This window comes from Azospirillum sp. (assembly GCF_035627195.1).
In the GTDB taxonomy this organism is placed as follows: Bacteria; Pseudomonadota; Alphaproteobacteria; order Azospirillales; family Azospirillaceae; genus Azospirillum.
This window is the reverse complement of sequence record NZ_DASPMG010000412.1, coordinates 1-24489: the sequence shown is the minus strand read 5'-3', so window position 1 is coordinate 24489 and position 24489 is coordinate 1. Positions and strand designations below refer to the sequence as shown.

Below are 24489 nucleotides of genomic sequence, written 5' to 3'. Positions count from 1 at the left end.
GACGGCATCACCATGAACCGCGACCGCCTGCTGGCCGACGCCAAGGCCAAGGCGCTGGAGTTGGCCGCCGGCTACACCCCGCCGCAGCCGGTGGAGATCCGCCTGCCGGGCCCGACCGCGCGGGTGGCGATGGGCCTTGCGGTGGAAGGCTTCCGCGCCACCGGCAAGGCGACGCCGCACGACGTGGTGGTGTCGGGCGAACTGGCCACGGTGCTGTCCGGCGGCGACGCCGACGTCACGCGCGTGACGACGGAGGACGAGCTGCTGGAGCTGGAGCGCCGCCACTTCATGGCGCTGATCCGCACCCCCGGCTCGATCGCCCGGATCGAGCACATGCTGACCACCGGCAAGCCGCTGCGCAACTGACGCCGCCCCGACTTATTGGAGAGACCCATGCCCATCTACAAGGCGCCGCTGGATGACGTGCGCTTCGTGCTGAACGAGCTCTTCGACGTCGGCGAGATGGCGCAGCTGCCCGGCCACGAGGAGCACACCCCGGATCTCGTTGACGCCGTCCTGAGCGAGGGGGCGAAGTTCTGCGAAAACGTCCTGTTCCCGCTGAACCGCAGCGGCGACGAGGAAGGCTGCCGGCTGGAGAACGGCGTCGTCACCACGCCCAAGGGCTTCAAGGGAGCTTACACCGCGTTCCGCGAGGGCGGCTGGACCGGCCTGTCCACCGACCCGGCGTTCGGCGGCCAGGGCCTGCCGCACACCGTGCAGTTCGCGATGGAGGAGTTCGTCTGCTCCTCCAACCTCAGCTTCGGCATGTATCCGGGGCTGAGCCACGGCGCCTACAACGCGCTGCATCGCTGGGGCACGCAGGAGCTGAAGGACCGCTACCTGCCGAAGATCGTGGACGGCACGTGGTCCGGCACCATGTGCCTGACCGAGCCGCACTGCGGCACCGACCTGGGCCTGATCCGCACCAAGGCAGTGCCGGGCGAGGACGGCACCTATCGCATCACCGGCACGAAGATCTTCATCTCCGCCGGTGAGCACGACCTGACCGGGAACATCCTGCATCTGGTGCTGGCGAAGCTGCCGGACGCGCCGGCCGGGGTGAAGGGCATCAGCCTGTTCCTGGTGCCGAAGTTCATTCCCAACGCCGACGGCACGCCGGGGCCGCGCAACGGTGTCGCCTGCGGGTCCATCGAGCACAAGATGGGCATCAAGGCCTCGGCCACCTGCGTCATGAACTTCGACGACGCCACCGGCTGGCTGATCGGCGAGCCGCACAAGGGCATGCGCGCCATGTTCACGATGATGAACGCGGCGCGCCTGGGTGTGGGCATCCAGGGGCTGGGGCTGGCCGAGGTCAGCTACCAGAACGCCGTCGCCTACGCCCGCGACCGGCTGCAGGGCCGGTCGGTGACGGGGGTGAAGGCGCCGGAGAAGGCGGCCGACCCGATCATCGTCCACCCCGACGTGCGCAAGAACCTGATGACCATGCGCGCCTACACCGAGGGCGCGCGGGCGCTGGCCGTGTGGGTCGGCATGAACATCGACCGCGCCGAGAGCCATGCCGACCCGGAGGTGCGCAAGGAGGCCGACGATCTGGTGGCGCTGCTGACGCCGATCGTGAAGGCGTTCACCACCGACATGGGCTTCGAGGTGACCAACCTGGGCGTCCAGATCTTCGGCGGGCACGGCTTCATCCGCGAGCACGGCATGGAGCAGTTCGTCCGCGACGCCCGCATCACGCAGCTGTACGAGGGCACCAACGGCATCCAGGCGCTGGACCTCGTGGGGCGCAAAATGCCGCAGGACATGGGGCGGCTGCTGCGCCGCTTCTTCCACCCGGTCTCGGCCTACATCGAGGCGAAGATGGACGATGCCGAGGCCGCACCGTTTGTCCTGCCGTTGGCCAAGGCCTTCGCCAAGCTGCAGCAGGTGACGGCGCTGATCGCCCAGAAGGGGATGAAGAACCCGGACGAGGCGGCGGCGGCCTCCACCGACTACCTGCGCTTCTTCGCGCTGGTGGCGCTGGGCTACCTGTGGGCGCGCATGGCGGAGACGGCGGCGGCCAAGCTGGCGGCCGGGGAGGGCGACGCGCGGTTCTACGACACCAAGGTCAAGACCGCGCGCTTCTTCTTCGCGAAGCTGCTGCCGCAGACGGACGCGCTCTTCCGGACGATCCTGGCCGGCGGCGAGACGCTGATGGCGGTGGAGGCCGAGGCGTTCTGATCCCTCCCAATTCGTCATGCCCGGCACAAGGCCGGGCATGACGGTGAACGTGAAAAAACAAACAACTCGAGTCTGGGGGAAGACATCAATGATTTGCGGGAGAACATCGAAGACAACCGGCCGGCTGCGCGCCACCCTGCTTGCGGGCGGCGGGGTCTTGTCGCTGCTGTCGGCGGCGCCGGCCGTGGCGCTGGATTTCAGCTATGGCGACGTGAAGATCAACTTCGACACGACGCTGCAGGCCGGCGTGCAGGCGCGCGTGCAGGACCGTGACTGCCGGCTGATCGGCCGGGCCAACGGCGGCTGCGGCGGGTCGATCAACGGCGACGACGGCGACCTGAACTACGACAAGGGCATCGTCTCGTCGCAGGTGCGCGCCACGCACGAGTTGGCGTTGAAGTACCAGAACCTGGGTGCCTTCGTACGCGGCACCTATTTCTACGACTTCACCAACACCAACGGCGACCGCGCCTTCCGCCCGCTGGAGGAGAACGCCAAGCGGCTGGTCGGGCGCGGCGGCGAGCTGCTGGACGCCTATGTCTACGGCAACTTCGACGTCTTCGATCACTCCCTGGAGGCCCGCGTCGGCAACCAGGTGCTGAGCTGGGGCGAGAGCACCTTCATCCCCAACGGCATCAACGTCATCAATCCGGTGAACGTGGCGGCGCTGCGCACGCCGGGGTCGGAGCTGCGCCAGGCGTTCCTGCCGCTGCCCATTGCCAGCCTGAAGTTCGGCATCACCGAGGACCTCAGCATCGAGGGCTTCTATCAGGCCAAGTGGGGCAAGAACCGGCTGGAGCCGGCCGGCACGTTCTTCAGCACCAACGACTTCGCCACCCCCGACGGGTTCCGCAACGGCGCCTACATCGGCTACGGCAACCGGCTGGTGCCGGACATCCGGCGCAGCGTGCGCACGCCGGTTACGCCGTTCGGCTCCCGCGTGCCGCTGGGCGACGAGGAGAAGCCGGGCGACGGCGGCCAGTACGGCTTCGCCGCGCGCTACTTCGCCAAGGAGCTGAACAACACCGAACTCGGCGCCTACTTCATCAACTATCACAGCCGCATGCCGGTGGTGAACGGCCGCACCGGCACGCTGGCCTCGGCGATCCAGAGCGCCACGCTGGCCGCCGCCGGCAACTTCACCACGGACATCACGGATTACGCGGAGACCTCCCGCTCCGTCCTGAAGTATCCGAAGAACATCAAGCTGTTCGGCACCAGCTTCAACACCACCTTCGGCGACCTGTCGCTGCAGGGCGAAGTGTCGTACCGCAAGGACCAGCCGATCCAGATCGACGACATCGAACTGTTGCAGGCGGCCCTGGCCCCGGCCATCGCCGCCACCTCGGGCGGCTGCCTGACGGCGCCGACCAGCGCCACCTGCCGCGGCACGCTGGCGGCGCTGAACAGCAACCAGATCCTGCGCCAGAACCCGATCACCGCCGCCAACCTGCCAAGCCGCTTCAACTCCAACGTCACCGGCTACCGCCTGCACGACGTGGTGCAGGCGCAGGCCACGGCCACCAAGGTGTTCGGCCCGGCGCTGGGTGCGGACCAGTGGGTGCTGGTGGGCGAGGTGGGCTTCACGCACATCCGCAACATGCCGGGCAGCGAGACGTTGCGCTACGACGGGCCGGGCACGGTGCTGAGCGGCAATCCGGCCTTCCCCGGCACGACGGCGGCGACGACGCAGCACGGCGGCTATGCCACGCCGTTCTCCTGGGGTTACCGGGCGGTCGCGCGCTTCGACTACAACAACGCCATCGGCGGCATGAATTTGCAGCCGTCCGTCAGCTTCGCGCACGACGTGAACGGAACGACGCCCAACCCGCTCGGCACCTTCGTGGAGGGGCGCAAGGCCGTGACCCTGGCCGTCGCCGCCACCTACCTGGAGCGGTATCAGGCCGAGATCGCCTACACGAACTTCTTCGGCGGCGGGGACAAGAACCTGATCCGCGACCGCGACTTCGTCTCGCTGGTCGTCAAGTACTCGTTCTGATCACCCGCTGAAAAATCCTTTCCAGGGAGGAACACCGTGTTGAAGACCAAGTTTGCGCTGGTCGCCACGCTGGCGGCCGGTTTGGCGGCGGCGCCGGCCTTTGCGAAGTCCCCGGCCGATCAGGTGGCGAAGCTGGGCAAGGACCTCACCCCCTTCGGCGCCGAGAAGGCCGGTAACAAGGACGGCACCATCCCGGCGTGGACCGGCGGCATCACAGCACCGCCGGGCGGCTGGAAGCCGGGGGCGCAGTACGCCGACCCGTTCGCCGCCGACAAGCCGACGCTGACCATCACCGCCGCCAACGCCGAGCAGCATGCGGCGAAGCTGACGCCGGGGCAGATGGCCATGCTGAAGGCCTACCCGACGTGGAAGATCAACGTCTACCCGACGCGGCGCAGCGCGTCGGCCCCGCAGCGCGTCTATGACGCGGCCCTGCGCAACGCGGCGACGGCCGAACTGGTGGAGGACGGCAACGCGGTGAAGGGTGCGGCCGTCGCCCCGCCGTTCCCGATCCCCAAGGACGGGCGCGAGGCGATCTGGAACCACCTGCTGCGCTGGCGCCCGCCGGTCATGAAGCGCGTCATCGGGCAGGCCGCACCCACCGAGGGCGGCGACTTCACCATGGTGCAGTTCGAGGACGACTTCCTGTCGCCCTACGGCCTGCCGAACGCCACGCCGGAGACCATCGGCAACCGCGTCACCTACCTGCTTCAGCGCACGACGGCGCCGGCGCGCCTGGCCGGGCAGATCCTGCTGGCGCACGAGACGCTGAACCAGGTGGCCGAACCGCGCGAGGTGTGGCTGTACAACCCCGGCCAGCGCCGCGTGCGCCGCGCCCCCAGCACCGCCTACGACAACCCCGGTACCGCGTCGGACGGTATGCGGACCACCGACCAGTTCGACATCTACAACGGCGCCATCGACCGGTACGAGTGGAAGCTGGTCGGCAAGAAGGAGGTGTACATCCCCTACAACTCCTACAAGCTGGCCGGTGCCGCCGATTCCGTGAAGCCGCTGCACCTGAACCCGGACCTGCTGCGCTATGAGCTGCACCGCGTGTGGGTGGTGGAGGCGTCGCTGAAGGGCGGGGCGCAGCACATCTATGCCAAGCGCACCTTCTTCCTGGACGAGGACAGCTGGCAGGCCGCCATCGTCGACCAGTACGACGGGCGCGGGCAGCTGTGGCGCGTGTCGGAGGGGTACGGCATGAACTTCTACGACCTGCCGGTGCACAGCTATGCGGTGGAGGCGCACTACGACCTCCAGGCCCGCCGCTACATCGCGCTGGGCGCCATCATCCCGAACTACGCCTACAGCTTCGGCGCCTCGCTGACGACCGAGGACTTCACCCCCGACGCGCTGCGCCGCGAAGGCACGCGCTGAGGATAAGCCCCTCCCCCTCGCTCACGCCGGATCTTCGATCCGGCTGACGCGACAGGCGGGTCCTTAGGACCCGCTGAGAGCGGGGGAGGGGTTTGGGGAGAGGGGGATTTACGCCCGGAGGGGCGGAGGAAAACTTCCTGGCCGCTTCGCGGCACCACCCTCTCCCCAACCCCTCTCCCGTCAAGGGAGAGGGGCTTAGAGAAACAAGCACACTGGGGAGGATTGCGATGACGCGACCACGGTCGTGGCGGGGGGCGCGTGCCTGGACGGCGGCGCTTCTGGCCGCCGGCTTGCTCGGCCCTGGGACGGTGGGAGCCGCCACCACCGCCGCCCCGGCTGCCGCCGAGATGGCGGAGCCGGCGCGGCTGGCGGCGCGGTCGCTGCTGCTGGACGGGACGGCGCTTGGCGGCCGCCTGCTGGCGGTGGGGGAGCGCGGGCACGTCGTGTTCTCCGACGACGGCGGGGCGACCTGGAAGCAGGGGCAGGTGCCGACACGGGCGACGCTGACCGCCGTCAGCTTCGTCGACGAGCGCACGGGATGGGCGGTCGGCCACGGCGGCGTCATCCTGCGCACCGCCGACGGCGGCGCCAGCTGGACCCTGCAGCACCGTGGCGACGGGGACGGCGCGCCGCTGCTGGACGTGCACTTCGCGGACGCGCGCACGGGCCTCGCGGTCGGCGCCTATGGCGCGGTGCTGGCGACGGGCGACGGGGGCGCCACCTGGACCCGCGTGGCGGTGGAGGAGGACATGCACCTCTACGGCCTGCTGCCGCTGCGCGACGGGCGGCTGCTGGCGGTGGGGGAGGCGGGTGCCCTGCGCGTCTCCAGCGACGGCGGGAAGAATTTCGAGGCGCTGGAGTCCCCCTACGACGGGTCGCTGTTCGGCGCCGTGCAGGCGGCCGACGGCGGCATCCTGGTGTACGGGCTGCGCGGGCACGTCTTCCGCTCCGACGACGGCGGACGGACCTGGGGCAAGGTGGAGACGGGCGTCACCGCCTCCCTCATGGGCGGCACGGTGCGGGCGGACGGGACCGTCGTGCTGGCCGGGCTGGCCGGCACGGTGCTGGTCAGCCGCGACGGCGGGCGCAGCTTCCGCACCACCGTCATCCCCGGCCGCATCGCCTTTTCCGGCGCCGTCGAGGGCCGCAACGGACAGTTGCTGCTGCTGAGCGAGCAGGGCGCGCGCCCGGCCGAGCGGGAGATCACGCCATGAACACGTTGATTGCCGCCGCCGAACGGTTCGTGTTCGGCCACCGCCGCCTGATGCTGGCGTTCTTCGCGCTGCTGACGCTGGCGCTGGGCTACGCCACCACGCTGCTGCGGGTCGATGCCGGCTTCGAGAAGCTGGTGCCGGTCAAGCACGAGTACATGCAGACCTACTTCGACCACCGCGCGCTGGGCGGCGCCAACCGGCTGATGATCGCGCTGGAGGCCAAGGGCGGCGGCGACATCTTCACGCCGGAGTTCTTCACGGTGCTGAAGGCGGTGACCGACGAGGTGCACTTCCTGCCCGGCGTGGACCGGCCCACCGTCACCTCGCTCTACACGCCCAATGTCCGCTTCATCGAGATCGTCGAGGACGGGTTCGCCGGCGGCAACGTGGTGCCGTCGGACTTCACCCTCACGCCCGCCGGGCTTGCCAAGGTGCGCGACAACGCGGTGAAGGGCGGGCACGTCGGCCGCCTCGTCGCCCGCGACTTCTCCGCCGCCATGGTGACCGCCCAGCTGCAGGAGCGCGACCCGGAAACGGGGAAGCGGCTGGACTACATCAAGGTCGCCGACCTGCTGGAGGGCAAGATCCGCGCGCTGGGCACCGACACGGTGGAGGTGCGCATCATCGGCTTCGCCAAGGCGACGGGCGACATCGCCGCGGGTGCCAAGGGTGTGGTGCTGTTCTTCGCCGTCACGCTGCTGGTCTCCGCGCTGATGGTCTGGCTGTTCGCGCACTCGCTGAAGCTGGCGCTGCTGCCGCTGGCGTGCTCGGTCGTCGCGGTGGTGTGGCAGGCGGGGCTGCTGGCGGTGATGGGGTACGGCATCGACCCCATGTCGATCCTCGTCCCCTTCCTGGTTTTCGCCATCGGCGTCAGCCACGGCGTGCAGATGGTGAACGCCGTGGGGGCGGAGGTGTTCGACGGCAAGGGGCAGGTGGAGGCCGCGCGCACCGCCTTCCGCCGGCTGCTGCTGCCGGGTGCGGTGGCGCTGCTGTGCGACGTGGTGGGCTTCCTGGCCGTGCTGCTGATCGAGATCCGCATCATCCAGGAACTGGCCATCGCGGCGTCGGTGGGCGTGGGGGCGGTGATCGTCACCAACCTGTTCCTGCTGCCGCTGCTGCTGTCTTACGCCCGGCTGCCGGAGGGGTACAACGCGCGCATCCACCGCGCGGCCGAGTTCAAGGAGCCGATGTGGCGCCTGATGGCGCGCGCCGCCAACCGGCCGGCGGCGGCCGTGCTGCTGCTGGGCGCGCTGGCGCTGGGCGTCTGGGGATACGTGGAGGGGCGGAACCTGAAGATCGGCGACATCGACGCCGGGGTGCCGGAACTGCGCGCCGACAGCCGCTACAACCGCGACACCGCCTTCATCGTCGGCAAGTTCGACCTGGGCGTGGACGTGCTGTCGGTCATCGTCGAGACGAAGGCGGAGGGCTGCATCGACCCGGCGGTGATGGAGGTGGTGGACCGCTTCGCCTGGCGCATGCGCAACGTGGAGGGGGTGCAGACCACCATCTCCCTGCCGCAGATCGCCAAGGTGGTCAGCGCCGGCTTCAACGAAGGGAACCTGAAGTGGCGCGTCCTGCCGCGCACGCCGGAGCTGCTGGTGCAGTCGGTGGCGTCGGTGGACACGTCGTCCGGCCTTCTGAACGCCAACTGCTCGGTTATGCCGGTGATGGTGTTCCTGGCCGACCACAAGGCGGAGACGATCAACCGCGTCACCGACGCCGCCAAGGCCTTCATCGCCGAGAACCCGAACGCCCCGGCCAAATTCCGCCTCGCCACCGGCAACGCCGGGGTCATGGCCGCCACCAACGAGGCGGTGAAGGACGCCAAGGCGGAGATGCTGGCGCTGGTCTACGCGGCGGTCATCGGCATGTGCCTGCTGACCTTCCGCTCGCTGCGCGCCACGGCGTGCATCTGCCTGCCGCTGGTGCTGGCCACCGTGCTGGGCAACGCGGTGATGAGCCTGCTGGGCATCGGGCTGAAGGTGTCGACGCTGCCGGTGGAGGCGTTGGGCGTGGGCATCGGCGTGGACTATGGCATCTACATCTTCAGCCGCATGCAAGGCTATTTGAAGGACGGGCGGCCGATCGGCGAGGCGTATTTGCAGACGCTGCGCGAGACGGGCAACGCCGTGCTGTTCACCGGGCTGACGCTGGCCGTGGGTGTCGCGACCTGGGTCTTCTCGGCGCTGAAGTTCCAGGCCGACATGGGGCTGATGCTCTGCTTCTTCTTCCTGGTCAACATGCTGGGCACGCTGCTGCTGACCCCGGCGCTGGCCGCCTGGATGTGGCCGGTCCGGGCGGCGCCGCGCACCCGCCGCAGCTTCGTCAGGGCCTAGCCGAACAAAAAACAAAGCCAGCCACGGGAGGAACGTCGCCATGAACGCGCTGAAGAACATGCGGGTCGGGACGAAGATCACGGCCGGCAGCACGGGGATCCTGGTCTTCCTGATGGCGATCAGCGCGCTGGGCGTCTTCGCGCTGTCGCGGGCGAAGACGGGCTTCGCCACCTACTACACGCTGGCGCGGCAGACCAACGACCTGGGCAACATCCAGGCCGACATGCTGGCGGTGCAGATCCACGCCAAGGCCTTCCTGCTGACCGGGGCGGAGGAGTCCGCCAGGGCGGTGCGGGAGCGCACGGCGAGCACGCTGGCCCTGATCGACGACGCGGCGACCCGCGTCAGCGATCCGCAACTGCGCGAGGGGGTGGCGCGCATGCACGACGGGCTGGCCGGCTACCGCGACGCCTTCGCCCAGGTGATGGCGTTGCAGGAGCGGCGCGCGGCGGCGGTGGCGCGGCTGTCCGACGTGGGGCCGGCCATGGAGAAGCTGCTGGGCACCATCATGGACGGCGCCTACGACGACGGCGACACGGAGGCCGCGTACCTGGCCGGCATGACGGCGCGCGCCTTCCTGTCGGCGCGCATCGCCACCACCAGCTTCCTCAACGACAGCGCGGCGGAGCACGCCAACGCGGCGCGCCGCGGGTTCCAGTACGTGCGCGACTACGGCAAGTCCATGCAGGCGGACGCCAAGGACGCGGCGAACCGCAAGAACACCGACACCTTCCTGGGCATGCTGAACGACTACACCGCCGGGTTCGAGGCGGCGGTGGACGCCACCACCAGGCGCAATGCGCTGGTGGACAGCACGCTGAACCCGCAGGGCACGGCGGTGGCCGCCGAGGCCGAGCAGCTGAAGCGCATGAGCCTGGACACGCAGGCGGCCCTGGGCGCGCGGGCCGGGGAGGAGACGGACGGTGCCCGCACCATGACGGCGCTGGCGTCGCTGGCGGCCATCGCGCTGGGGCTGCTGACGGCGGTGCTGATCGGCCGGGGGCTGTCGCGCCCGGTGGTGTCGATGACCGACGCCATGACCCGGCTGGCCGGCGGCGACCGCGGCGTGGCCGTGCCCGGCCTGGAGCGCGGCGACGAGATCGGCGGCATGGCGAAGGCGGTGCAGATCTTCAAGGACGGCCTGATCCGCGCCGACGCCCTGGCGGCCGAGCAGGCGGCGGAGCAGCAGGCCCGCCAGCAGCGGACCGAGCGCATCGAGCGGCTGGCCCGCGAGTTCGACCGGCTGGCGCTGGAGGCGCTGGGCCGCGTCTCGACCGCCGCCACGCAGTTGCACGCGACGGCGGAGGGCATGTCGGCCACCGCCGAGCAGACGACGCGCAAGGCCGACGCGGTGGCCGCCGCGTCCTCCCAGGCGACCAGCAACGTGCACACGGTGGCCGCGGCCGCCGAGGAGCTGTCGGCGTCCATCAGCGAGATCGGCGCGCAGGCCGCCCGCTCCGCCGCCATCGCAGGGGAGGCGGTGAGCACCGCCGCGCGCACCGACGGTACCGTGCGCAGCCTCGTCGAAGCCGCGCAACGCATCGGCGAGGTGGTGGAGTTGATCAACGCCATCGCCGGGCAGACAAACCTGCTGGCGCTGAACGCCACCATCGAGGCGGCACGGGCGGGGGAGGCCGGGCGCGGCTTCGCCGTGGTGGCGTCGGAGGTGAAGAGCCTGGCCGCGCAGACGGCCAAGGCCACCGACGACATCGCCGCGCAGATCGCCCGCGTGCAGGAGGTGAGCCGGGCGACCGCCGCCGCCATCACGGAAATCGGCGGCATCATCGCCCGCATCGACGGCATCTCCACCGCCATCGCCGCGACGGTGGAGCAGCAGGGAGCGGCGACGCGGGAGATCAGCCGCAACGTCCAGGCCGCCGCGCGCGGCACGCACGCGGTGTCCGGCAACATCGCCGACGTGTCGCAGGCGGCGGCCGCCACCGGCGGTGCATCCCTTCAGGTGCTGACCGCCGCCGACGGCCTGTCGCAGGAGGCCGAGGCGTTCCGGGGCATGGTGTCGCGCTTCATCGCCGACATGCAGGCGGCGTGATGCAGGCTTCGAGTGCAGCAGAATCATTTCTGGGCGAAGCGCCAGTCTCATCTTCTGGAAATTCGACCGGAGATGGTTGTGTCGGGCACTTTCAATGCTGGCGAATCTTGGAAAGAGCTGTTTGTCAGAATGCCTAGTGAATGGTATAGCTTAAGGTCAGTCATCGCATCGGGGTGTCGGTAATGTTTGTTCGCACCACCGTCAGTGCATTGCTTGCCTGCGCCGCCCTTGGCTTGAGTGTCGCAAATGCCGCTGATGGCGATAGGAAGGGTGAAGTCTGTGTGAAGCAGGATGGCGTATATCTTGCTGAGGTTACTTGGATTTTTGTTGATTACAGGAAATATATGGCGCGAAGAATATTGACCAATCCCTATTTGTTGATTGGGCAAACGGATTGCAGAGAATTCAAGGGCGGTGACGATTATGTCATGATTCGATTGTATGCTCGCCTCGGTAATACTGTTGACTGTCGCATTCCGGTGGGGAGCCGAAATGGTCGATTGACTGCCGTCGCATCTGGCACGACTCTCAACGTGAACTTGTCCTGTCCCTGATGGCGATGCTTTGCAATCGAGAACATCACAAATCTTATAGGCCAGACTTTCCCGCCGGTCCGCTGGGCTGCCGGCGGAGGCGCTGGGCACTCTGCTTAGGAGCACGGATCAAAACCAATGGGCGCTGAGGCGAATCAGCGGTTTCGGCTTCCCGGGCCGTGGTTTTGACAGGGATCCTTACTCGGGCTGCTTCTCCGCCGCCTGCTTCTTGGCGGCGGCCTCGCGCTTTTCCGATTCCTTCAGGCGCTTGTGCGCGTCCTTTTCCATTTCCTTCAGCTCGCCGATCGCCTCGTCGATCTCCACGCGCATCTGCTCCAGCGCGGCGAGGCGGTGGCGGATCTTGTCGAGGCCGTCGCGGTACTGTTCGGTGTTCGGAACATCCGGGCGGTAGTGCGACAGATATTCCCTGATCTCCTCAAGCGAGAAGCCCAGGCGGCGGAACTTCAGGATGAGGAGCAGCCGGGCGCGGTCGCGGTAGTCAAATACACGCGCAGTGCCCGCGCGCTGCGGGCTGAGGAGGCCTTTTTCCTCGTAGAAACGAAGGGCCTGCGGCGTCAGTGCGAATTCTTTCGCCAATTCCGAAACGCTGTAGAGCTTGTTTTTGTCGACCAACGCACACCTCCGTTCCCGGGTACAATATGCGCATCGGCGATGTATCGTCAATCACGCAGGGCAACATTTCCAAGTGTAAATGTGTGCACTGAAGGTAATATCCACACAGCGCTGAAGCCTTCCGTCCAGTTCCGGCAACAAACCACACCATCCATGCACCATCCCTTGCGTTTCCTTGCCGGCCCCGAGGCGATGGCCCGCATCCGGGCCGAGGGCCTTCACGAAGACCTGTTCGACGTGGTGGCCGGCGCGTCGGGCGGGCCGAAGTGGCTGGTGCTGACGCGGCTGGACCGCGCCGTCTTCGGCCGCTGGTTCGGCGCGCGCAACCGGCCGCTGCATCTGGTGGGCAGCTCCATCGGCTGCTGGCGCTTCGCCTGCGTGGCGCAGGACGACCCCGTCGCCGCCTGCGCCCGATTCGAGGAAGAGTACCTGCAGTACCGCGTGGAGGCACCGGTCACCGCCGCGCGGCTGACGGAGGACTGCCGGCACCTGCTGCGCGTCATCCTGGGGGCGCATGGGGCGGCGGAGATCCTGGCGCATCCGGCCAAGCGGCTGTCGATGCTGACGGTGCGCGGGCGCGGGGTGATGGGGCGCGGGCATCCGGCCGGGCTGGGCGCCGGGCTGGCCGCCGCGGCGCTGGCCAACGCGGTGAGCCGGCGCACGCTGCCGCTGTTCTTCGAACGCACGCTGGTGCACGACGCGCGCAGCCTGCCGCCGTTCGACCTGCACAGCGGGTTCGCCACGCACGCCGTGCCGCTGACGATGGGGAATCTGGAGGCGGCGCTGCTGGCGACGGGTGCGGTGCCCTTCGTGTTCGAGCCGGTGGCGGGCCTCGACGGGGCGAAGCCGGGGCTGTACCTGGACGGCGGGATCATGGACTATCACCTGGACATCCCGTTCCGTGCGCCGGGGCTGGTGCTGTACCCGCACTTCTCCGACCGCATCGTGCCGGGCTGGTTCGACAAGGGCCTGCGCTGGCGCCGGCCGGACCGGCGCAACGTGGCGCGCACCCTGCTGCTGTGCCCCTCGCGGGAGTTCCTGGCGGCACTTCCGCACGGCAAGATCCCCGACCGCGGCGACTTCAAGCGCATTCCGACGGAAGCGCGCCTGCGCTACTGGAAGCGCGTGGTGGACGAGACGGAGCGGCTGGCCGACAGCTTCCGCGCGGTGGTGGAGACGGGGCGCATCATGGACGTGGTGGAGCCGCTGTAGCTCAGGAAAACAGCGCCAGCAGCGTCTCGCGCAGCCAGCGGTTGGCGGGGTCGTACTCCGCCGTTTCGTGCCAGTAGAGGTAGACGTCCAGCGGCGGCATGGCGAAGGGCACGGGGAAGATGCGGTTGGGCAGGGTGGCGTTGGCGGAGTAGGCGTACTGCTGGGGCATGGTCAGCAGCAGGTCGCTGTCCGCCACCACGCGGCAGGCGGCGTAGTACTGCTGGCAGCGCAGCGCCACGTGCCGGTGGCGGCCGAGGCGGGCCAGTTCCACGTCCTCCAGCCCCATGCCCTTGCGCCGCGACGACACCAGGACGTGGCTCTGGCGCAGGTAGCAGTCCAGGTCGGGGTTCCCGCCGACCTCCGGGTGGCCGTCACGGGCGACGACCACCAGCGTGTCGCGCAGCAGGCGCGTGCGCCGCACCCGGTCCGGCAGGTTGAGCAGCACGTCCAGCGCCAGGTCCAGCGTGCCGGCGGCCAGTTCCGATTCCACCTCCCGCCTGTCGGCGCGGACCGACGCGATGTCGACGGCCGGCGCCGCCGCCTTCAGGCGCGCCACCAGCGGCGGCAGCAGCCGCGATTCCAGGACGTCGCGCACGCCGATGGTGAAAGTGCGCCGGGTGGCGGCGGGGTCGAAGCTGGCGGTCTGCTGCACGCTGGACGTCAGCGTCTTCAGCGCCTGCTGCACCGGCGCGATGAGGGAGCGGGTGAGCGGCGTGGGCATCATGGCGCTGCCCTGGCGGACGAACAGCGGGTCGTCGAACACCGCGCGCAGGCGGCCCAGCGCGTGGCTGATGGCGGGCTGGGTCAGGTTCAGGCTGCGCGCCGCGCGGGTGATGTTGCCCTCGGTGTAGATGGCGTTGAGGACCACGAACAGGTTCAGGTCCAGCCGGCTTACATGCATGGGGTTCATGATTCCGCATGAAGACTCATCATTTGATTGATTTTTGCACGTGGCTAAAGTCGTCGCAAGGATTCCCGCCGACAGATCGGTCGCCACCATGAATTTCGATCATTCTCCCAAGACGAAGGGCTATATCGAGCGCCTGAACGCGTTCATGGCCGAACACGTCCTTCCCGCCGAACCCGTTTACGCCGCGCAGCTGAAGGCGGCGTCCGACCCCTGGACGCAGCCGCCGGTGATGGAGGAGCTGAAGGCCAGGGCAAAGGCCGCGGGCCTGTGGAACCTGTTCCTGCCGGAGGAGGAGTACGGCGCCGGCCTCGCCAACGTCGAATACGCGCCGTTGGCCGAGATCATGGGCCGTTCCTTCATCGCGCCGGAGGTGTTCAACTGCAACGCCCCGGACACCGGCAACATGGAGGTGCTGGTCAAGTACGGCTCCAACGAGCAGAAGGAGCGCTGGCTCCGCCCGCTGCTGGACGGCACCATCCGATCCGCCTTCTGCATGACGGAGCCGGAGGTGGCGTCGTCGGACGCCACCAACATGCGCGCCACCGCCATCGTCGAGGGCGACACCGTGGTGCTGAACGGCCGCAAGTGGTGGAGCACCGGCATCGGCCACCCGAACTGCCGCTTCGTCATCTTCATGGGCCTGACGGACGCCGAGGCGCCGAAGCACCAGCGCCATTCCATGGTGATCGTGCCGATCGACGCGCCGGGCCTGAAGATCGAGCGGATGCTTCCCGTGTTCGGCGCCCTGCACGAGCCGCACGGGCACGGCGAGGTGACCTTCACGGACGTGCGGCTGCCGGTGTCCAACATCATCGCCGGTCCCGGCCGCGGCTTCGAGATCGCGCAGGGGCGCCTGGGGCCGGGGCGCATCCACCACTGCATGCGCGTCATCGGCGTGGCCGAGCGCGCGTTCGAGCTGATGTGCCGCCGCGCGCTGACGCGCACCGCCTTCGGCCGGCCGCTGGCCCACCTGGGCGGCAACGGCGACATCATCGCCAATGCCCGCATGGCCATCGACCAAGCCCGCCTGCTGACGCTGAAGGCCGCGTGGATGATGGACACGGTGGGCGTGAAGGGCGCCATGAGCGAGATTTCGCAGATCAAGGTGGTGGCGCCCAGCATGGCGCAGCAGGTCGTCGATCAGGCCATCCAGATGCACGGCGGGGCCGGCGTGTGCGACGACACGCCGTTGACGGAGCTGTTCGCCGCTGCCCGCGTCCTGCGCCTCGCCGACGGGCCGGACGAGGTGCACCGCGCGCTGATCGCCAAGCTGGCGCTGAAGCCGCACGCGGTGGAGTTGGGGTTGGTGCCGTCGAGGAAGTAACGAACAAAAATCCGGGGGAGGAGAAACGTATGGAATTGCTCGACAAGGCGGGGGCGGTCCGCCGGGGCGAGGAGTTGGACGCCGGTGCCGTGGACGCCTTTCTGAAGCGCGTCGACGGCACGCTGGCGGGCGTGCCGGAGGTCAGCCAGTTCGCCGGCGGGGCGTCGAACCTGACGTACCTGCTGCGCTACGAGAACCGCGACCTGATCCTGCGCCGGCCGCCCTTCGGCAACCGTGCGAAGGGTGCGCACGACATGCTGCGCGAGGCCGGCATCCAGCGGGCGCTGGCGCCGGTCTATCCCTGCGTGCCGGCGGTGGTCGCCACCTGCGACGACCCGGCGGTGCTGGGGTGCGAGTTCTACGTGATGGAGCGGATCAAGGGCATCATCCCGCGCCGCGACCTGCCGAAGGGGCTGGCGCTGACGCCGGAGGAGACGCGCCGGCTGTGCCTGAACGTCATCGACAAGCTGGTCGAGCTGCACCGGGTGGACCACGCCGCCGCCGGGCTCGGCCACCTCGGCCGGGGCGAGGGGTACGTGCGCCGGCAGGTCGAGGGGTGGCAGGAGCGGTTCCGCCGCGCGCGCACCGACGACGTCGGCGACTTCGCCGCCGTCATGGCGTGGCTGACCGACAGGATGCCGGAGGGCGAGGTCGCCATCCGCGTAATCCACAACGACTTCCGCTTCGACAACGTGGTCCTGGACGCCGCCGATCCGATGCGCGTCGCCGGCGTGCTGGACTGGGAGATGGCGACGCTGGGCGATCCGCTGATGGACCTGGGGGGCGCCCTGGCCTATTGGGTGCAGGCGGACGACGAGCCGGCGTTCCTGGCATTGCGGCGCCAGCCCACGCACCTGCCGGGCATGCTGACCCGGCGCGAGGTGGTGGAGTACTACGGGGAGCGCACCGGGTTCCGCGTCGACGACTTCGACTTTTACCTGGTGTTCGGGCTGTTCCGGCTGGCGGTGATCGCCCAGCAGATCTACCAGCGCTACACCCAGGGCCACGCGCGCGACCCGCAGTTCGCGGCGTTCGGCGGCGTGGTGAACACCCTGGAGCGGCGCTGCCGGGGCATCATCGACGCCTCGGCGCCGTAGCCATGGCGGACCTTTTCCTCGTCCGCCACGGGCAGGCCAGCTTCCTGGCCGAGGATTACGACCAGCTGTCGGAGACCGGGCTGAAGCAGGCGGCGGCGCTGGGCAAATGGCTGCGCGGCACCGGCCGGGCGGCCGGGCTGGTCGTGCGCGGGCGGATGCGCCGGCACCGCGAGACGGCCGAGACCTGCCTCGCCGCGTGGCAGCCGGCGGATGGCGAGGCCGTGCCGATGCGGATCGACGCGGCCTTCGACGAGTTCGACCACATGGACGTGCTGTGCGGCCGCCACCCGGAATTCCGGGAGGAGGGGCGGCTGGCCCGCTTCCTGGCCACGCAGGACGACCCGCGCCGCACCTTCCAGGAGCTGTTCACGCAGAGCGTGGAGCGCTGGACCGCCGGCCGCCACGACGGCGATTACCGGGAAAGCTGGGGCGCCTTCCAGGCCCGCTGCGTGGCGGGGCTGAGGCGCGTGATGGAATGCACGCCGCCGTCGGGCGCCGCCTGGGTCTTCACCTCCGGCGGGCCGATGGCGGCGGCGTGCAAGCACGTGCTGGAACTGTCCGACGCCAAGGCGATGGAGCTGAACGCGCTGATTCCCAACACGGCGGTGACCACGCTGCGGCACGGACGCGGGCGGGTGAATCTTGCCGGCTTCAACAGCGTGGCGCACCTGGACGCGGCGGGCGACGCCGACCTTTTCACCTATCGATGAACCCACGGAACCAAGGCCATGGAACACAGGAACCCCTTCGACCTGACCGGAAAGATCGCGCTGGTGACCGGCGCCAGCCGCGGCATCGGCGAGGCCGCCGCCCGCCTGCTGGCGGCATCTGGCGCGCACGTCGTCGTCTCCAGCCGCAAGCTCGATGCCTGCCAGGGTGTCGCCGACGGCATCAACGCGGACGGCGGCTCGGCCGAGGCGCTGGCCTGCCACATCGGCGAGATGGACGCCATCACCGCCGCCTTCGCCGCCATCGAGGAGAAACACGGCCGGCTCGACATCCTGGTCAACAACGCGGCCACCAACCCGCACTACGGCCCCATCGTCGACACCGACCTGGGGGCGTTCCAGAAGACGGTGGACGTGAACATCCGCGGCTATTTCTTCATGTCGGCGGGTGGTGCGAAGCTGATGGCGAAGGGCGGCGGCGGGTCGATCGTCAACATCGCGTCGGTGAACGGCGAGATTCCGGGGCTGTACCAGGGCATCTACTCGATCACCAAGGCGGCGGTGATCTCCATGACCAAGGCCTTCGCCAAGGAATGCGCGACCACCGGCGTGCGGGTCAACGCGGTGCTGCCGGGGGCGACGGACACCAAGTTCGCCTCCGTGCTGATCAAGAACAAGCCGGTGCTCGACACCGTGCTGGCGCACGTGCCGATGAACCGCGTGGCGCAGCCGGACGAGATGGCCGGGGCGATCCTGTACCTTGCGTCGGACGCCGCCAGCTACACCACGGGGGCCTGCCTGAACGTCGACGGCGGCTATCTGATCGCGTGACAATGAACATGACGAGGGAGGAAACGGGGATGAACGTGATGAATCGTCAGGTCCGGCTGGCCGCGCGGCCGGTCGGCCTGCCCAAGCGCAGCGACTGGCAGTTCACCAGCGAGCCGGTGCCGGAGCCGGGCGAGGGCGAGGTGCTGGTGAAGGTCCGCTACCTGTCGCTGGACCCGGCCATGCGCGGCTGGATGAACGAGGGCAAGTCCTACATCCCGCCGGTGGGCATCGGCGAGGTGATGCGGGCCGGCGGCATCGGGCAGGTGATCGCGTCGCGCCATCCGGACTTTGCCGAGGGCGACAGCGTCAGCGGCCGTCTGAACGTGCAGGACTATGCCTGCGTGCCCGGCGCGCAGCTGAGCAAGGTGGACCCGGCGGCGGCGCCGCTGCCCGTGTACCTCAGCGCGCTCGGTATGCCGGGGATGACCGCCTATTTCGGCCTGCTGGACATCGGCAAGCCGCAGCCGGGCGAGACCGTGGTGGTGTCGGGGGCGGCCGGCGCCGTCGGCACGGTGGTCGGCCAGATCGCCAAGCTGAAGGGCTGCCGTGTCGTCGGCATCGCCGGCGGGGCGGGCAAGTGCCGCTATCTGGTCGAGGAGATGGGCTTCGACGCCGCCGTCGACTACAAGGCGGAGGACGTCCGGGCGGCGCTGCGCCGCGAATGCCCCAAGGGCATCGACGTCTTCTTCGACAACGTCGGCGGCGACACGCTGGAAGCCGCACTGGCGAATCTCGCGCGGCACGCCCGCATCGTCATCTGCGGGGCCATCTCGCAGTACAACAACACGACCCCGGCGCCGGGGCCGAAGAACTACATGGCGCTGCTGGTCAACCGGGCGCGGATGGAGGGGATGGTCGTCTTCGACTACGCCGACCGCTACGCCGAGGCGGTGCGCGACCTGTCCGCCTGGATGGCCGAGGGCAAGCTGAAGTCGCGCGAGCACATCGTCTGCGGCCTCGACGGTTTTCCGGAGGCGCTGCTGAAGCTCTTCACCGGCGAGAACTTCGGCAAGCTGGTGCTGAAGGTCGCGGACGCCTGACGGCCGCCGGAACAAGCCGCCGGAACACAGGGAGGAAAGCGTGAAGGATCTGCAGGGAAAGGTCGCCGTCATCACCGGCGCCGCCGAGGGCATCGGCAAGGCGCTGGCCCGCCGGGCGGTGCTGGACGGCATGAAGGTGGTGCTGGCCGACATCGACACGGGCGCGCTGGACGCGCTGACGGCCGAACTGACCGATGCGGGCGCGGAGTGCCTGCCGCTGCGCACCGACGTGTCGAAGGCCGAGGAGGTCGAGGCGCTGGCCGACGCGGCGTATGAGCATTACGGCGCGGTGCACCTGCTGGTGAACAACGCCGGCGTCGCCATCGCCAAGACGGTCTGGGAGACCACGCCCAAGGATTGGGAGTGGGTGATGGGCGTGAACTTCTACGGCGTCGTCAACGGGCTGCGCGCCTTCATGCCGCGCATGCTGGAAGGCGGGCAGCCGGGGCACGTCGTCAACACCGCGTCCATCGCCGGGCTGCTGTCCATGCCGGCGCTGGCAGCCTACAACGCCAGCAAGTTCGCCGTCGTGACGGTGTCGGAGGGGCTGTACCACGACCTGGCGCTGCGCAAGGCGCCGATCGGCGTGTCGGTCCTGTGCCCGGCGTGGGTGAAGACCCGCATCGCCGAATCCGGCCGCCATCGTGGCGGGGAAGGGATCGCCGGGGCGAGCGCCCAGTCGCAGAAGATGGGGCTGGCCGTCATGAAGGCGGTGGAGGGCGGCATCGCGCCGGAAGCGGTGGCCGACGCCGTGTTCGCGGCGGTGGCGGAGGACCGCTTCTACATCCTCACCCACCCGGACAGCCATGCCGGCGTGAAGGTGCGGATGGACGACATCCTGAAGGACCGCAAGCCGACGCTGCTGTCCATGTGATGGGAGTGAAGTGACGGGCGCGCGTCATGGCCGGGACCCGGATCCCGGCCATGACGGCTTATCGGAGCGGCGCTCAGGCGGGGACGCCGAAGCCCTTGGCGGTGTCGCGCAGCCGGAACTTCTGGATCTTGCCGCTGGGGGTGCGGGGCAGGTCCTCCACGATCTCCAGCCGTTCCGGGAAGTACTGCCTGGCGATCTGCTGCTGCTGGAGGTAGCCGGTCAGCTCCTCGAAACTCAGCGTGCAGCCGGGCTTCAGCGACACGAAGGCGCACACGCGCTCGCCCAGGCGTGCGTCGGGGTAGCCGACGATGGCGACCGAGGCGACGGCGGGGTGGCGGAAGATCAGGTTCTCGATCTCAACCACCGGGATGTTCTCGCCGCCGCGGATCACCACGTCCTTGGTGCGGCCGGCGATGCGGACGTAACCCTCCGCGTCGATGAAGGCGAGGTCGCCGGTGTCCAGCCAGCCGTCGTCGGAGACGTTGTTGTACTGTGGGCGCTTCAGGTAGCCGCCGAAGACGGAGGCGCCGCGCACCAGCAGGGACCCGACCTCGCCGGGCGGCAGCGCGGCGCCGGCGGCGTCCACCACCTTCACCTCCATGCCGATGAGCGCCCGCCCGTCGGAGGTGCCGGACTTCTCCAGCGCCCGCGCCGGTTCGGTTACCGTGGCGGCGCCGATCTCCGTCATGCCCCAGGCGGAGCAGACGCGCAGGCCCATCAGCCGGTGGGCGCGTTCGATGAGCACCGGCGGGATGGGCGCGCCGGCGCAGTTGAAGGTGGTGAACCTGGGCGCCGGGACCTCGCCGCCCTCCACCGCCGCGCACAGGTCGGCGACGAAGGGGGCGGAGGCCATGCTGAAGGTCACCCCTTCGTCCCGCGCGATCCGCAGGGCGCGTTTGGCGTCCCAGATGTCCTGCAGGACAGTGGTGGCGTTCAGGATCAGCGGGATCATGGCGAGGTAGCCGAAGCCCGTGAGGTGGGCCATCGGCGAGGCGCCCAGCACGACCGCGTCGGCCGTCAGTTCCATGATGTCGATGTAGGCGTGCAGGTTGGCGAAGAGCGTGTTGGAGGTGTGCATCACCCCCTTGGGCTCGCCGGTGGTGCCGGACGTGTACATCAGCAGGAACACGTCGTCCGGCCCGATGCCGGAGGCGGACCGCGGCGGGGCGTCGTCGCGCAGCAGTTTGTTGTCGAAGCCGTCCTCGCCCTCGCCGTCGACCACCACGAGGTGGCGCAGGTGCGGCAGGTTGGGCAGCATGCCGCGCGCCATGCCTTCGTGGTCGAAGCCGCGGTAGCTCCTGGGCACGACGAAGACCTTGGCCTCGCCGAAGTTCAGCATGAAGGTCAGCTCGTGCTGGCGGAAGATCGGCATCACCGGGTTGGCCACCGCGCCGATGCGGGCGCAGGCCAGCGCCAGGGCGATGAATTCCCACCGGTTGGGAAGCTGGAAGGTGACGACGTCGCCGTGCTCCACCCCCAGCGCCGCCAGCGATCGGGCGATGCGGTCCACGCGCCGGTCGAGGTCGCGGTAGCTGAGGCGGATCGGCTCCGCCAGACCCTGGCGGCAATCGACCAGCGCCGGCTTGTCCGGGCAGGTTTCGAGCGCGCGCCTGATGAAGAGGTCGATGGTTTCGTCGCGCCAGAGGCCCTGCGCCTTCATCGGCCCCATGCGCGCCGCGAGCAAAACTGGATCGAATTCCATGGTCCTGTTCCCTTGTCTTCTTGTGCGCACGCCAGGCGCTGTAGGTTGGGTTGAGCGCCAGCGAAGCCCAACGTCTTCGCGGTGCGGACTCTGTTGGGCTTCGGCTGCGCCTCAACCCAACCTACGTGGCTCCGTCATTGGATCAGCGCTGGACCAGCTTGCATTTGGACTTGGACAGCGGCAGCGTCGCGTCGTCGGCCGGGATCACCGCCTTGACGTGGTAGTAGTCCCACGGCTCCTTCGATTCGGCGGGCTTCTTCACCTCCAGCAGCAGCATCTCGTGGGCGAACTTGCCGTCCACGCGGATCTTGCCCTTGAAGAGGCCGTCGTCGATCTCGACCGACTTCAGGTGCTTCATCACCGCGCCGGCCTCGTCCGTGCCCGTGCGCTCCACCGCCTCCAGGTAGTTGAGGACGGAGGAGTAGACGCCGGCGTGCACCATGCTGGGCATCTTCTGCGCCTGTTCGAAGAAGCGGCGCGACCACGCGCGGGTGCGGTCGTCGCGGTTCCAGTAGAAGCCTTCGGTCAGCGTCAGGCCCTGCGCGGTGTTGAGGCCCAGCGCGTGCACGTCGTTGAGGAACATCACCATGGGCAGCACGGTCTGTTTCGAGCCGATGATGCCGAACTCGGCCGCCTGCTTGACCGAATTGATGGTGTCGTGGCCGCCGTTGGCCAGCGCGATGACATCGGCCTTCGACGTCTGCGCCTGGAGGAGGTAGGAGGAGAAGTCGGAACTGGGGAACGGGTGCTTGGACACGCCCAGCACCTTGCCGCCGCTGGCGGCGATGATCTCGCTGGCGTCGCCCACCATGGCGGCGCCGAAGGCGTAGTCGGCGGCGATGAAGTACCAGTTGGGCTTGCCCGAGGCGACCACCGACTTGGCCGTGCCGGACGACAGCGCGTAGGTGTCGTAGACCCAGTGCACGGTGTTGGCGTTGCACCGCTCGTTGGTGATGGGCAGCGAGGCGGAGCCGGAGACGAGGGCGAGCTTGTTCTTCTGCTCGGCCACTTCCATCACCGCCAGGGCGACGTTGGTGGAGACCAGCTCGACGATCACGTCGACCTTGTCGCGCTCGTACCAATAGCGGGCGCGCTCGGCGCCGATGTCGGCCTTGTTCTGGTGGTCGGCGCTGACGACCTCCAGCTTCTTGCCCAGCGCGCCGCCGCGCTTGGCGAAATCCTCCACCGCCATGCGGGCGGCGACGACCGCGCCCTGGCCGGTGAAGTCGGAATAGACGCCACCCATGTCGGTGAGCACGCCGATCTTCACCACGTCGTCGCTGAGCGTCTGCGCCGCCGCCGCCGTTGCCGGCGCCGCCAGCATCGCCAAGCCGCACGCCGTGGCCCCGAACAGCGCGGCGCGCCGTGAACCGTGGTTGCCCCCGTGCGGGCGCGTTCCGTTCCTGAGCATATCGACCCCTCCCTGTCCGGCCGTCGTTCTTGTCGGGCGCCGTCGCGCACCGTGGCCGCATCCTAGGCAGGGCCGGGCATCAAAGTCAATATATTGTCATTTCAGTGAGGCGAACGGCTTCTGCGTCGCCGGTCCTGTTTGCGCTGCAAAATAGCCGTTGGTGGTGCCATATGGCTGATGGTCGGGTTCGGCAAAACGGCGGATCGTGCGGCACCATACGACAACGTATTGACATATCGGCGTAACCGTCGCTAACATCCGGGCATCCCCCGACGAGCGAGGATCAGCGATGGATTTCAGCCTTACCGAGGAGCAGCAGGCGCTGGTGGAGGCGGCCGGCCGCTTTGCCCGGAACCGTCTGGCGCCCGGCTACCGGCAGCGGGAAAAGGCGCTCTGCGTCGAGCGGGAGGTCGTCCGGGACATGGGCGAGCTGGGCTTCCTTGGGCCGGAACTGCCGGAGGGCTATGGCGGCCTGGGTGTGGACTGCGTGACCAGCGGCCTGCTGCTGGAGCAGATCGCCTACGGCGACTTCAACGTTTCCTACGTCAACCTGCTGGTGTCGCTGTGCGGCCAGATCGTCGCCCGGAACGCACGGCCGGAGATCGCCGGCGAGTGCCTTCAGGCGGTGATCGGCGGCCGCGCGCTGATCGCCATCGCGCTGACCGAGCCGGGGGCGGGGTCGGATGCGGTGCGGCTGAAGCTGCGCGCGGTGCGCGACGGCGGCGACTGGGTGCTGACCGGCGAGAAGACGTCCATCTCCATGGCGACGCAGGCCGACGTGGCGGTGGTGTTCGCCCGCACCGGACAGGAGTCGGACGGGGCACGGGGCATCAGTGCCTTCCTGGTGCCCATGGACCTGCCCGGCATCACGCGCACGGCGTTCGACGACATCGGCACGCGGCCGGTCGGGCGCGGATCGATCTTCTTCGACGGCGTGCGGGTGCCGGCGGCGATGATGCTGGGCGAGGAGGGGCAGGGCTTCGTGCAGGTCATGCAGGGGTTCGACTACAGCCGCGCGCTGATCGGCCTGCAATGCCTGGCGGTGGCGCGCGCCTCCCTGGACGAGACGTGGAAGTACGTGCAGG

Annotated in this window: 19 protein-coding genes and 1 pseudogene; 16 read left to right on the top strand and 4 right to left on the bottom strand. The window is 69.0% G+C overall.

The features are described 5' to 3' along the window. The 8 genes and pseudogenes from VED21_RS35640 to VED21_RS35605 form a co-directional block, all read left to right on the top strand. Positions 1 to 366: pseudogene (locus tag VED21_RS35640) on the top strand (3-hydroxyacyl-CoA dehydrogenase); the annotation flags it as partial. 27 nt (positions 367 to 393) lie between these two features. After that, on the top strand, positions 394 to 2184 hold the full coding sequence (locus VED21_RS35635) for an acyl-CoA dehydrogenase C-terminal domain-containing protein (protein ID WP_324890696.1): 1791 nt from the start codon (positions 394 to 396) through the stop codon (positions 2182 to 2184). A 16-nt stretch (positions 2185 to 2200) separates the two neighbouring features. Further along, the gene (locus VED21_RS35630) at positions 2201 to 4183 is read left to right on the top strand and encodes a DUF1302 domain-containing protein (protein ID WP_324890695.1); all 1983 of its coding nucleotides are present in this window, start codon (positions 2201 to 2203) and stop codon (positions 4181 to 4183) included. Between the two features lie 36 nt (positions 4184 to 4219). After that, positions 4220 to 5566: a DUF1329 domain-containing protein gene (locus VED21_RS35625; protein WP_414638388.1), complete on the top strand. Its 1347-nt coding sequence runs from the start codon at positions 4220 to 4222 to the stop codon at positions 5564 to 5566. A 227-nt stretch (positions 5567 to 5793) separates the two neighbouring features. After that, the gene (locus tag VED21_RS35620; RefSeq protein WP_324890691.1) at positions 5794 to 6780 is read left to right on the top strand and encodes a WD40/YVTN/BNR-like repeat-containing protein; all 987 of its coding nucleotides are present in this window, start codon (positions 5794 to 5796) and stop codon (positions 6778 to 6780) included. Next, the gene (locus tag VED21_RS35615) at positions 6777 to 9119 is read left to right on the top strand and encodes an efflux RND transporter permease subunit (RefSeq protein WP_324890689.1); all 2343 of its coding nucleotides are present in this window, start codon (positions 6777 to 6779) and stop codon (positions 9117 to 9119) included. The genes VED21_RS35620 and VED21_RS35615 overlap by 4 nt, the downstream gene beginning before the upstream one ends. A gap of 40 nt (positions 9120 to 9159) precedes the next feature. Next, entirely contained in the window at positions 9160 to 11169 is a 2010-nt protein-coding gene (locus VED21_RS35610; RefSeq protein ID WP_324890687.1) for a methyl-accepting chemotaxis protein, read from the top strand. Positions 11170 to 11351: 182 nt separating this feature from the next. Next, positions 11352 to 11723: a hypothetical protein gene (locus VED21_RS35605; RefSeq protein WP_324890685.1), complete on the top strand. Its 372-nt coding sequence runs from the start codon at positions 11352 to 11354 to the stop codon at positions 11721 to 11723. A gap of 177 nt (positions 11724 to 11900) precedes the next feature. Here the strand turns inward: VED21_RS35605 and VED21_RS35600 are convergent, their stop codons facing one another. Beyond that, entirely contained in the window at positions 11901 to 12335 is a 435-nt protein-coding gene (locus VED21_RS35600; RefSeq protein ID WP_324890683.1) for a MerR family DNA-binding transcriptional regulator, read from the bottom strand. Positions 12336 to 12527: 192 nt separating this feature from the next. On the opposite strand from VED21_RS35600, the gene VED21_RS35595 reads away from it, so the two are divergent. Continuing rightward, positions 12528 to 13547 carry a patatin-like phospholipase family protein gene (locus tag VED21_RS35595; RefSeq protein ID WP_324890681.1) on the top strand — a complete coding sequence of 340 codons (1020 nt, stop codon included), beginning with the start codon at positions 12528 to 12530 and terminating at the stop codon, positions 13545 to 13547. A 1-nt stretch (position 13548) separates the two neighbouring features. On the opposite strand, the gene VED21_RS35590 is transcribed toward VED21_RS35595, so the two are convergent. Then, positions 13549 to 14448, bottom strand: a complete 900-nt coding sequence (locus VED21_RS35590; RefSeq protein ID WP_324890679.1) for a LysR family transcriptional regulator — start codon at positions 14446 to 14448, stop codon at positions 13549 to 13551. A 97-nt stretch (positions 14449 to 14545) separates the two neighbouring features. On the opposite strand from VED21_RS35590, the gene VED21_RS35585 reads away from it, so the two are divergent. The 6 genes from VED21_RS35585 to VED21_RS35560 are packed head-to-tail and all read left to right on the top strand — an operon-like array spanning position 14546 to position 20291. Beyond that, positions 14546 to 15781 (top strand): acyl-CoA dehydrogenase family protein, encoded by a 1236-nt coding sequence (locus VED21_RS35585; protein WP_324890677.1) that lies wholly within the window; start codon positions 14546 to 14548, stop codon positions 15779 to 15781. 29 nt (positions 15782 to 15810) lie between these two features. Next, entirely contained in the window at positions 15811 to 16878 is a 1068-nt protein-coding gene (locus tag VED21_RS35580) for a phosphotransferase family protein (RefSeq protein ID WP_324890675.1), read from the top strand. Positions 16879 to 16880: 2 nt separating this feature from the next. Further along, on the top strand, positions 16881 to 17588 hold the full coding sequence (locus VED21_RS35575) for a histidine phosphatase family protein (protein ID WP_324890673.1): 708 nt from the start codon (positions 16881 to 16883) through the stop codon (positions 17586 to 17588). Positions 17589 to 17606: 18 nt separating this feature from the next. Next, positions 17607 to 18377 (top strand): SDR family oxidoreductase, encoded by a 771-nt coding sequence (locus tag VED21_RS35570; protein ID WP_324890671.1) that lies wholly within the window; start codon positions 17607 to 17609, stop codon positions 18375 to 18377. A gap of 38 nt (positions 18378 to 18415) precedes the next feature. After that, positions 18416 to 19417 (top strand): NADP-dependent oxidoreductase, encoded by a 1002-nt coding sequence (locus VED21_RS35565; RefSeq protein ID WP_324890669.1) that lies wholly within the window; start codon positions 18416 to 18418, stop codon positions 19415 to 19417. Positions 19418 to 19457: 40 nt separating this feature from the next. Then, complete coding sequence (locus tag VED21_RS35560; protein WP_324890667.1) at positions 19458 to 20291, top strand: SDR family NAD(P)-dependent oxidoreductase; 834 nt, start codon at positions 19458 to 19460, stop codon at positions 20289 to 20291. 73 nt (positions 20292 to 20364) lie between these two features. Here VED21_RS35560 and aliA read toward each other — a convergent pair whose 3' ends face one another. Both aliA and VED21_RS35550 read right to left on the bottom strand, forming a co-directional pair. Then, the gene (gene aliA / locus VED21_RS35555) at positions 20365 to 21993 is read right to left on the bottom strand and encodes a cyclohexanecarboxylate-CoA ligase (protein ID WP_324890665.1); all 1629 of its coding nucleotides are present in this window, start codon (positions 21991 to 21993) and stop codon (positions 20365 to 20367) included. Positions 21994 to 22135: 142 nt separating this feature from the next. Continuing rightward, on the bottom strand, positions 22136 to 23404 hold the full coding sequence (locus VED21_RS35550) for an ABC transporter substrate-binding protein (RefSeq protein WP_324890664.1): 1269 nt from the start codon (positions 23402 to 23404) through the stop codon (positions 22136 to 22138). A gap of 289 nt (positions 23405 to 23693) precedes the next feature. On the opposite strand from VED21_RS35550, the gene VED21_RS35545 reads away from it, so the two are divergent. Continuing rightward, positions 23694 to 24489: acyl-CoA dehydrogenase family protein (locus VED21_RS35545; RefSeq protein ID WP_324890662.1), on the top strand; the 796-nt coding region annotated here is incomplete at its 3' end.

Excerpts from the sequence above, each read along its gene's own strand:
- VED21_RS35635 (WP_324890696.1), top strand. The coding sequence starts at position 394 with ATGCCCATCTACAAGGCGCCGCTGGATGACGTGCGCTTCGTGCTGAAC.
- VED21_RS35630 (WP_324890695.1), top strand. The coding sequence starts at position 2,201 with ATGCCCGGCACAAGGCCGGGCATGACGGTGAACGTGAAAAAACAAACA.
- VED21_RS35620 (WP_324890691.1), top strand. The coding sequence starts at position 5,794 with ATGACGCGACCACGGTCGTGGCGGGGGGCGCGTGCCTGGACGGCGGCG.
- VED21_RS35615 (WP_324890689.1), top strand. The coding sequence starts at position 6,777 with ATGAACACGTTGATTGCCGCCGCCGAACGGTTCGTGTTCGGCCACCGC.
- VED21_RS35610 (WP_324890687.1), top strand. The coding sequence starts at position 9,160 with ATGAACGCGCTGAAGAACATGCGGGTCGGGACGAAGATCACGGCCGGC.
- VED21_RS35605 (WP_324890685.1), top strand. The coding sequence starts at position 11,352 with ATGTTTGTTCGCACCACCGTCAGTGCATTGCTTGCCTGCGCCGCCCTT.
- VED21_RS35595 (WP_324890681.1), top strand. The coding sequence starts at position 12,528 with ATGGCCCGCATCCGGGCCGAGGGCCTTCACGAAGACCTGTTCGACGTG.
- VED21_RS35590 (WP_324890679.1), bottom strand. The coding sequence starts at position 14,448 with ATGCATGTAAGCCGGCTGGACCTGAACCTGTTCGTGGTCCTCAACGCC.
- VED21_RS35585 (WP_324890677.1), top strand. The coding sequence starts at position 14,546 with ATGAATTTCGATCATTCTCCCAAGACGAAGGGCTATATCGAGCGCCTG.
- VED21_RS35580 (WP_324890675.1), top strand. The coding sequence starts at position 15,811 with ATGGAATTGCTCGACAAGGCGGGGGCGGTCCGCCGGGGCGAGGAGTTG.
- VED21_RS35575 (WP_324890673.1), top strand. The coding sequence starts at position 16,881 with ATGGCGGACCTTTTCCTCGTCCGCCACGGGCAGGCCAGCTTCCTGGCC.
- VED21_RS35570 (WP_324890671.1), top strand. The coding sequence starts at position 17,607 with ATGGAACACAGGAACCCCTTCGACCTGACCGGAAAGATCGCGCTGGTG.
- VED21_RS35565 (WP_324890669.1), top strand. The coding sequence starts at position 18,416 with ATGAATCGTCAGGTCCGGCTGGCCGCGCGGCCGGTCGGCCTGCCCAAG.
- aliA (WP_324890665.1), bottom strand. The coding sequence starts at position 21,993 with ATGGAATTCGATCCAGTTTTGCTCGCGGCGCGCATGGGGCCGATGAAG.
- VED21_RS35550 (WP_324890664.1), bottom strand. The coding sequence starts at position 23,404 with ATGCTCAGGAACGGAACGCGCCCGCACGGGGGCAACCACGGTTCACGG.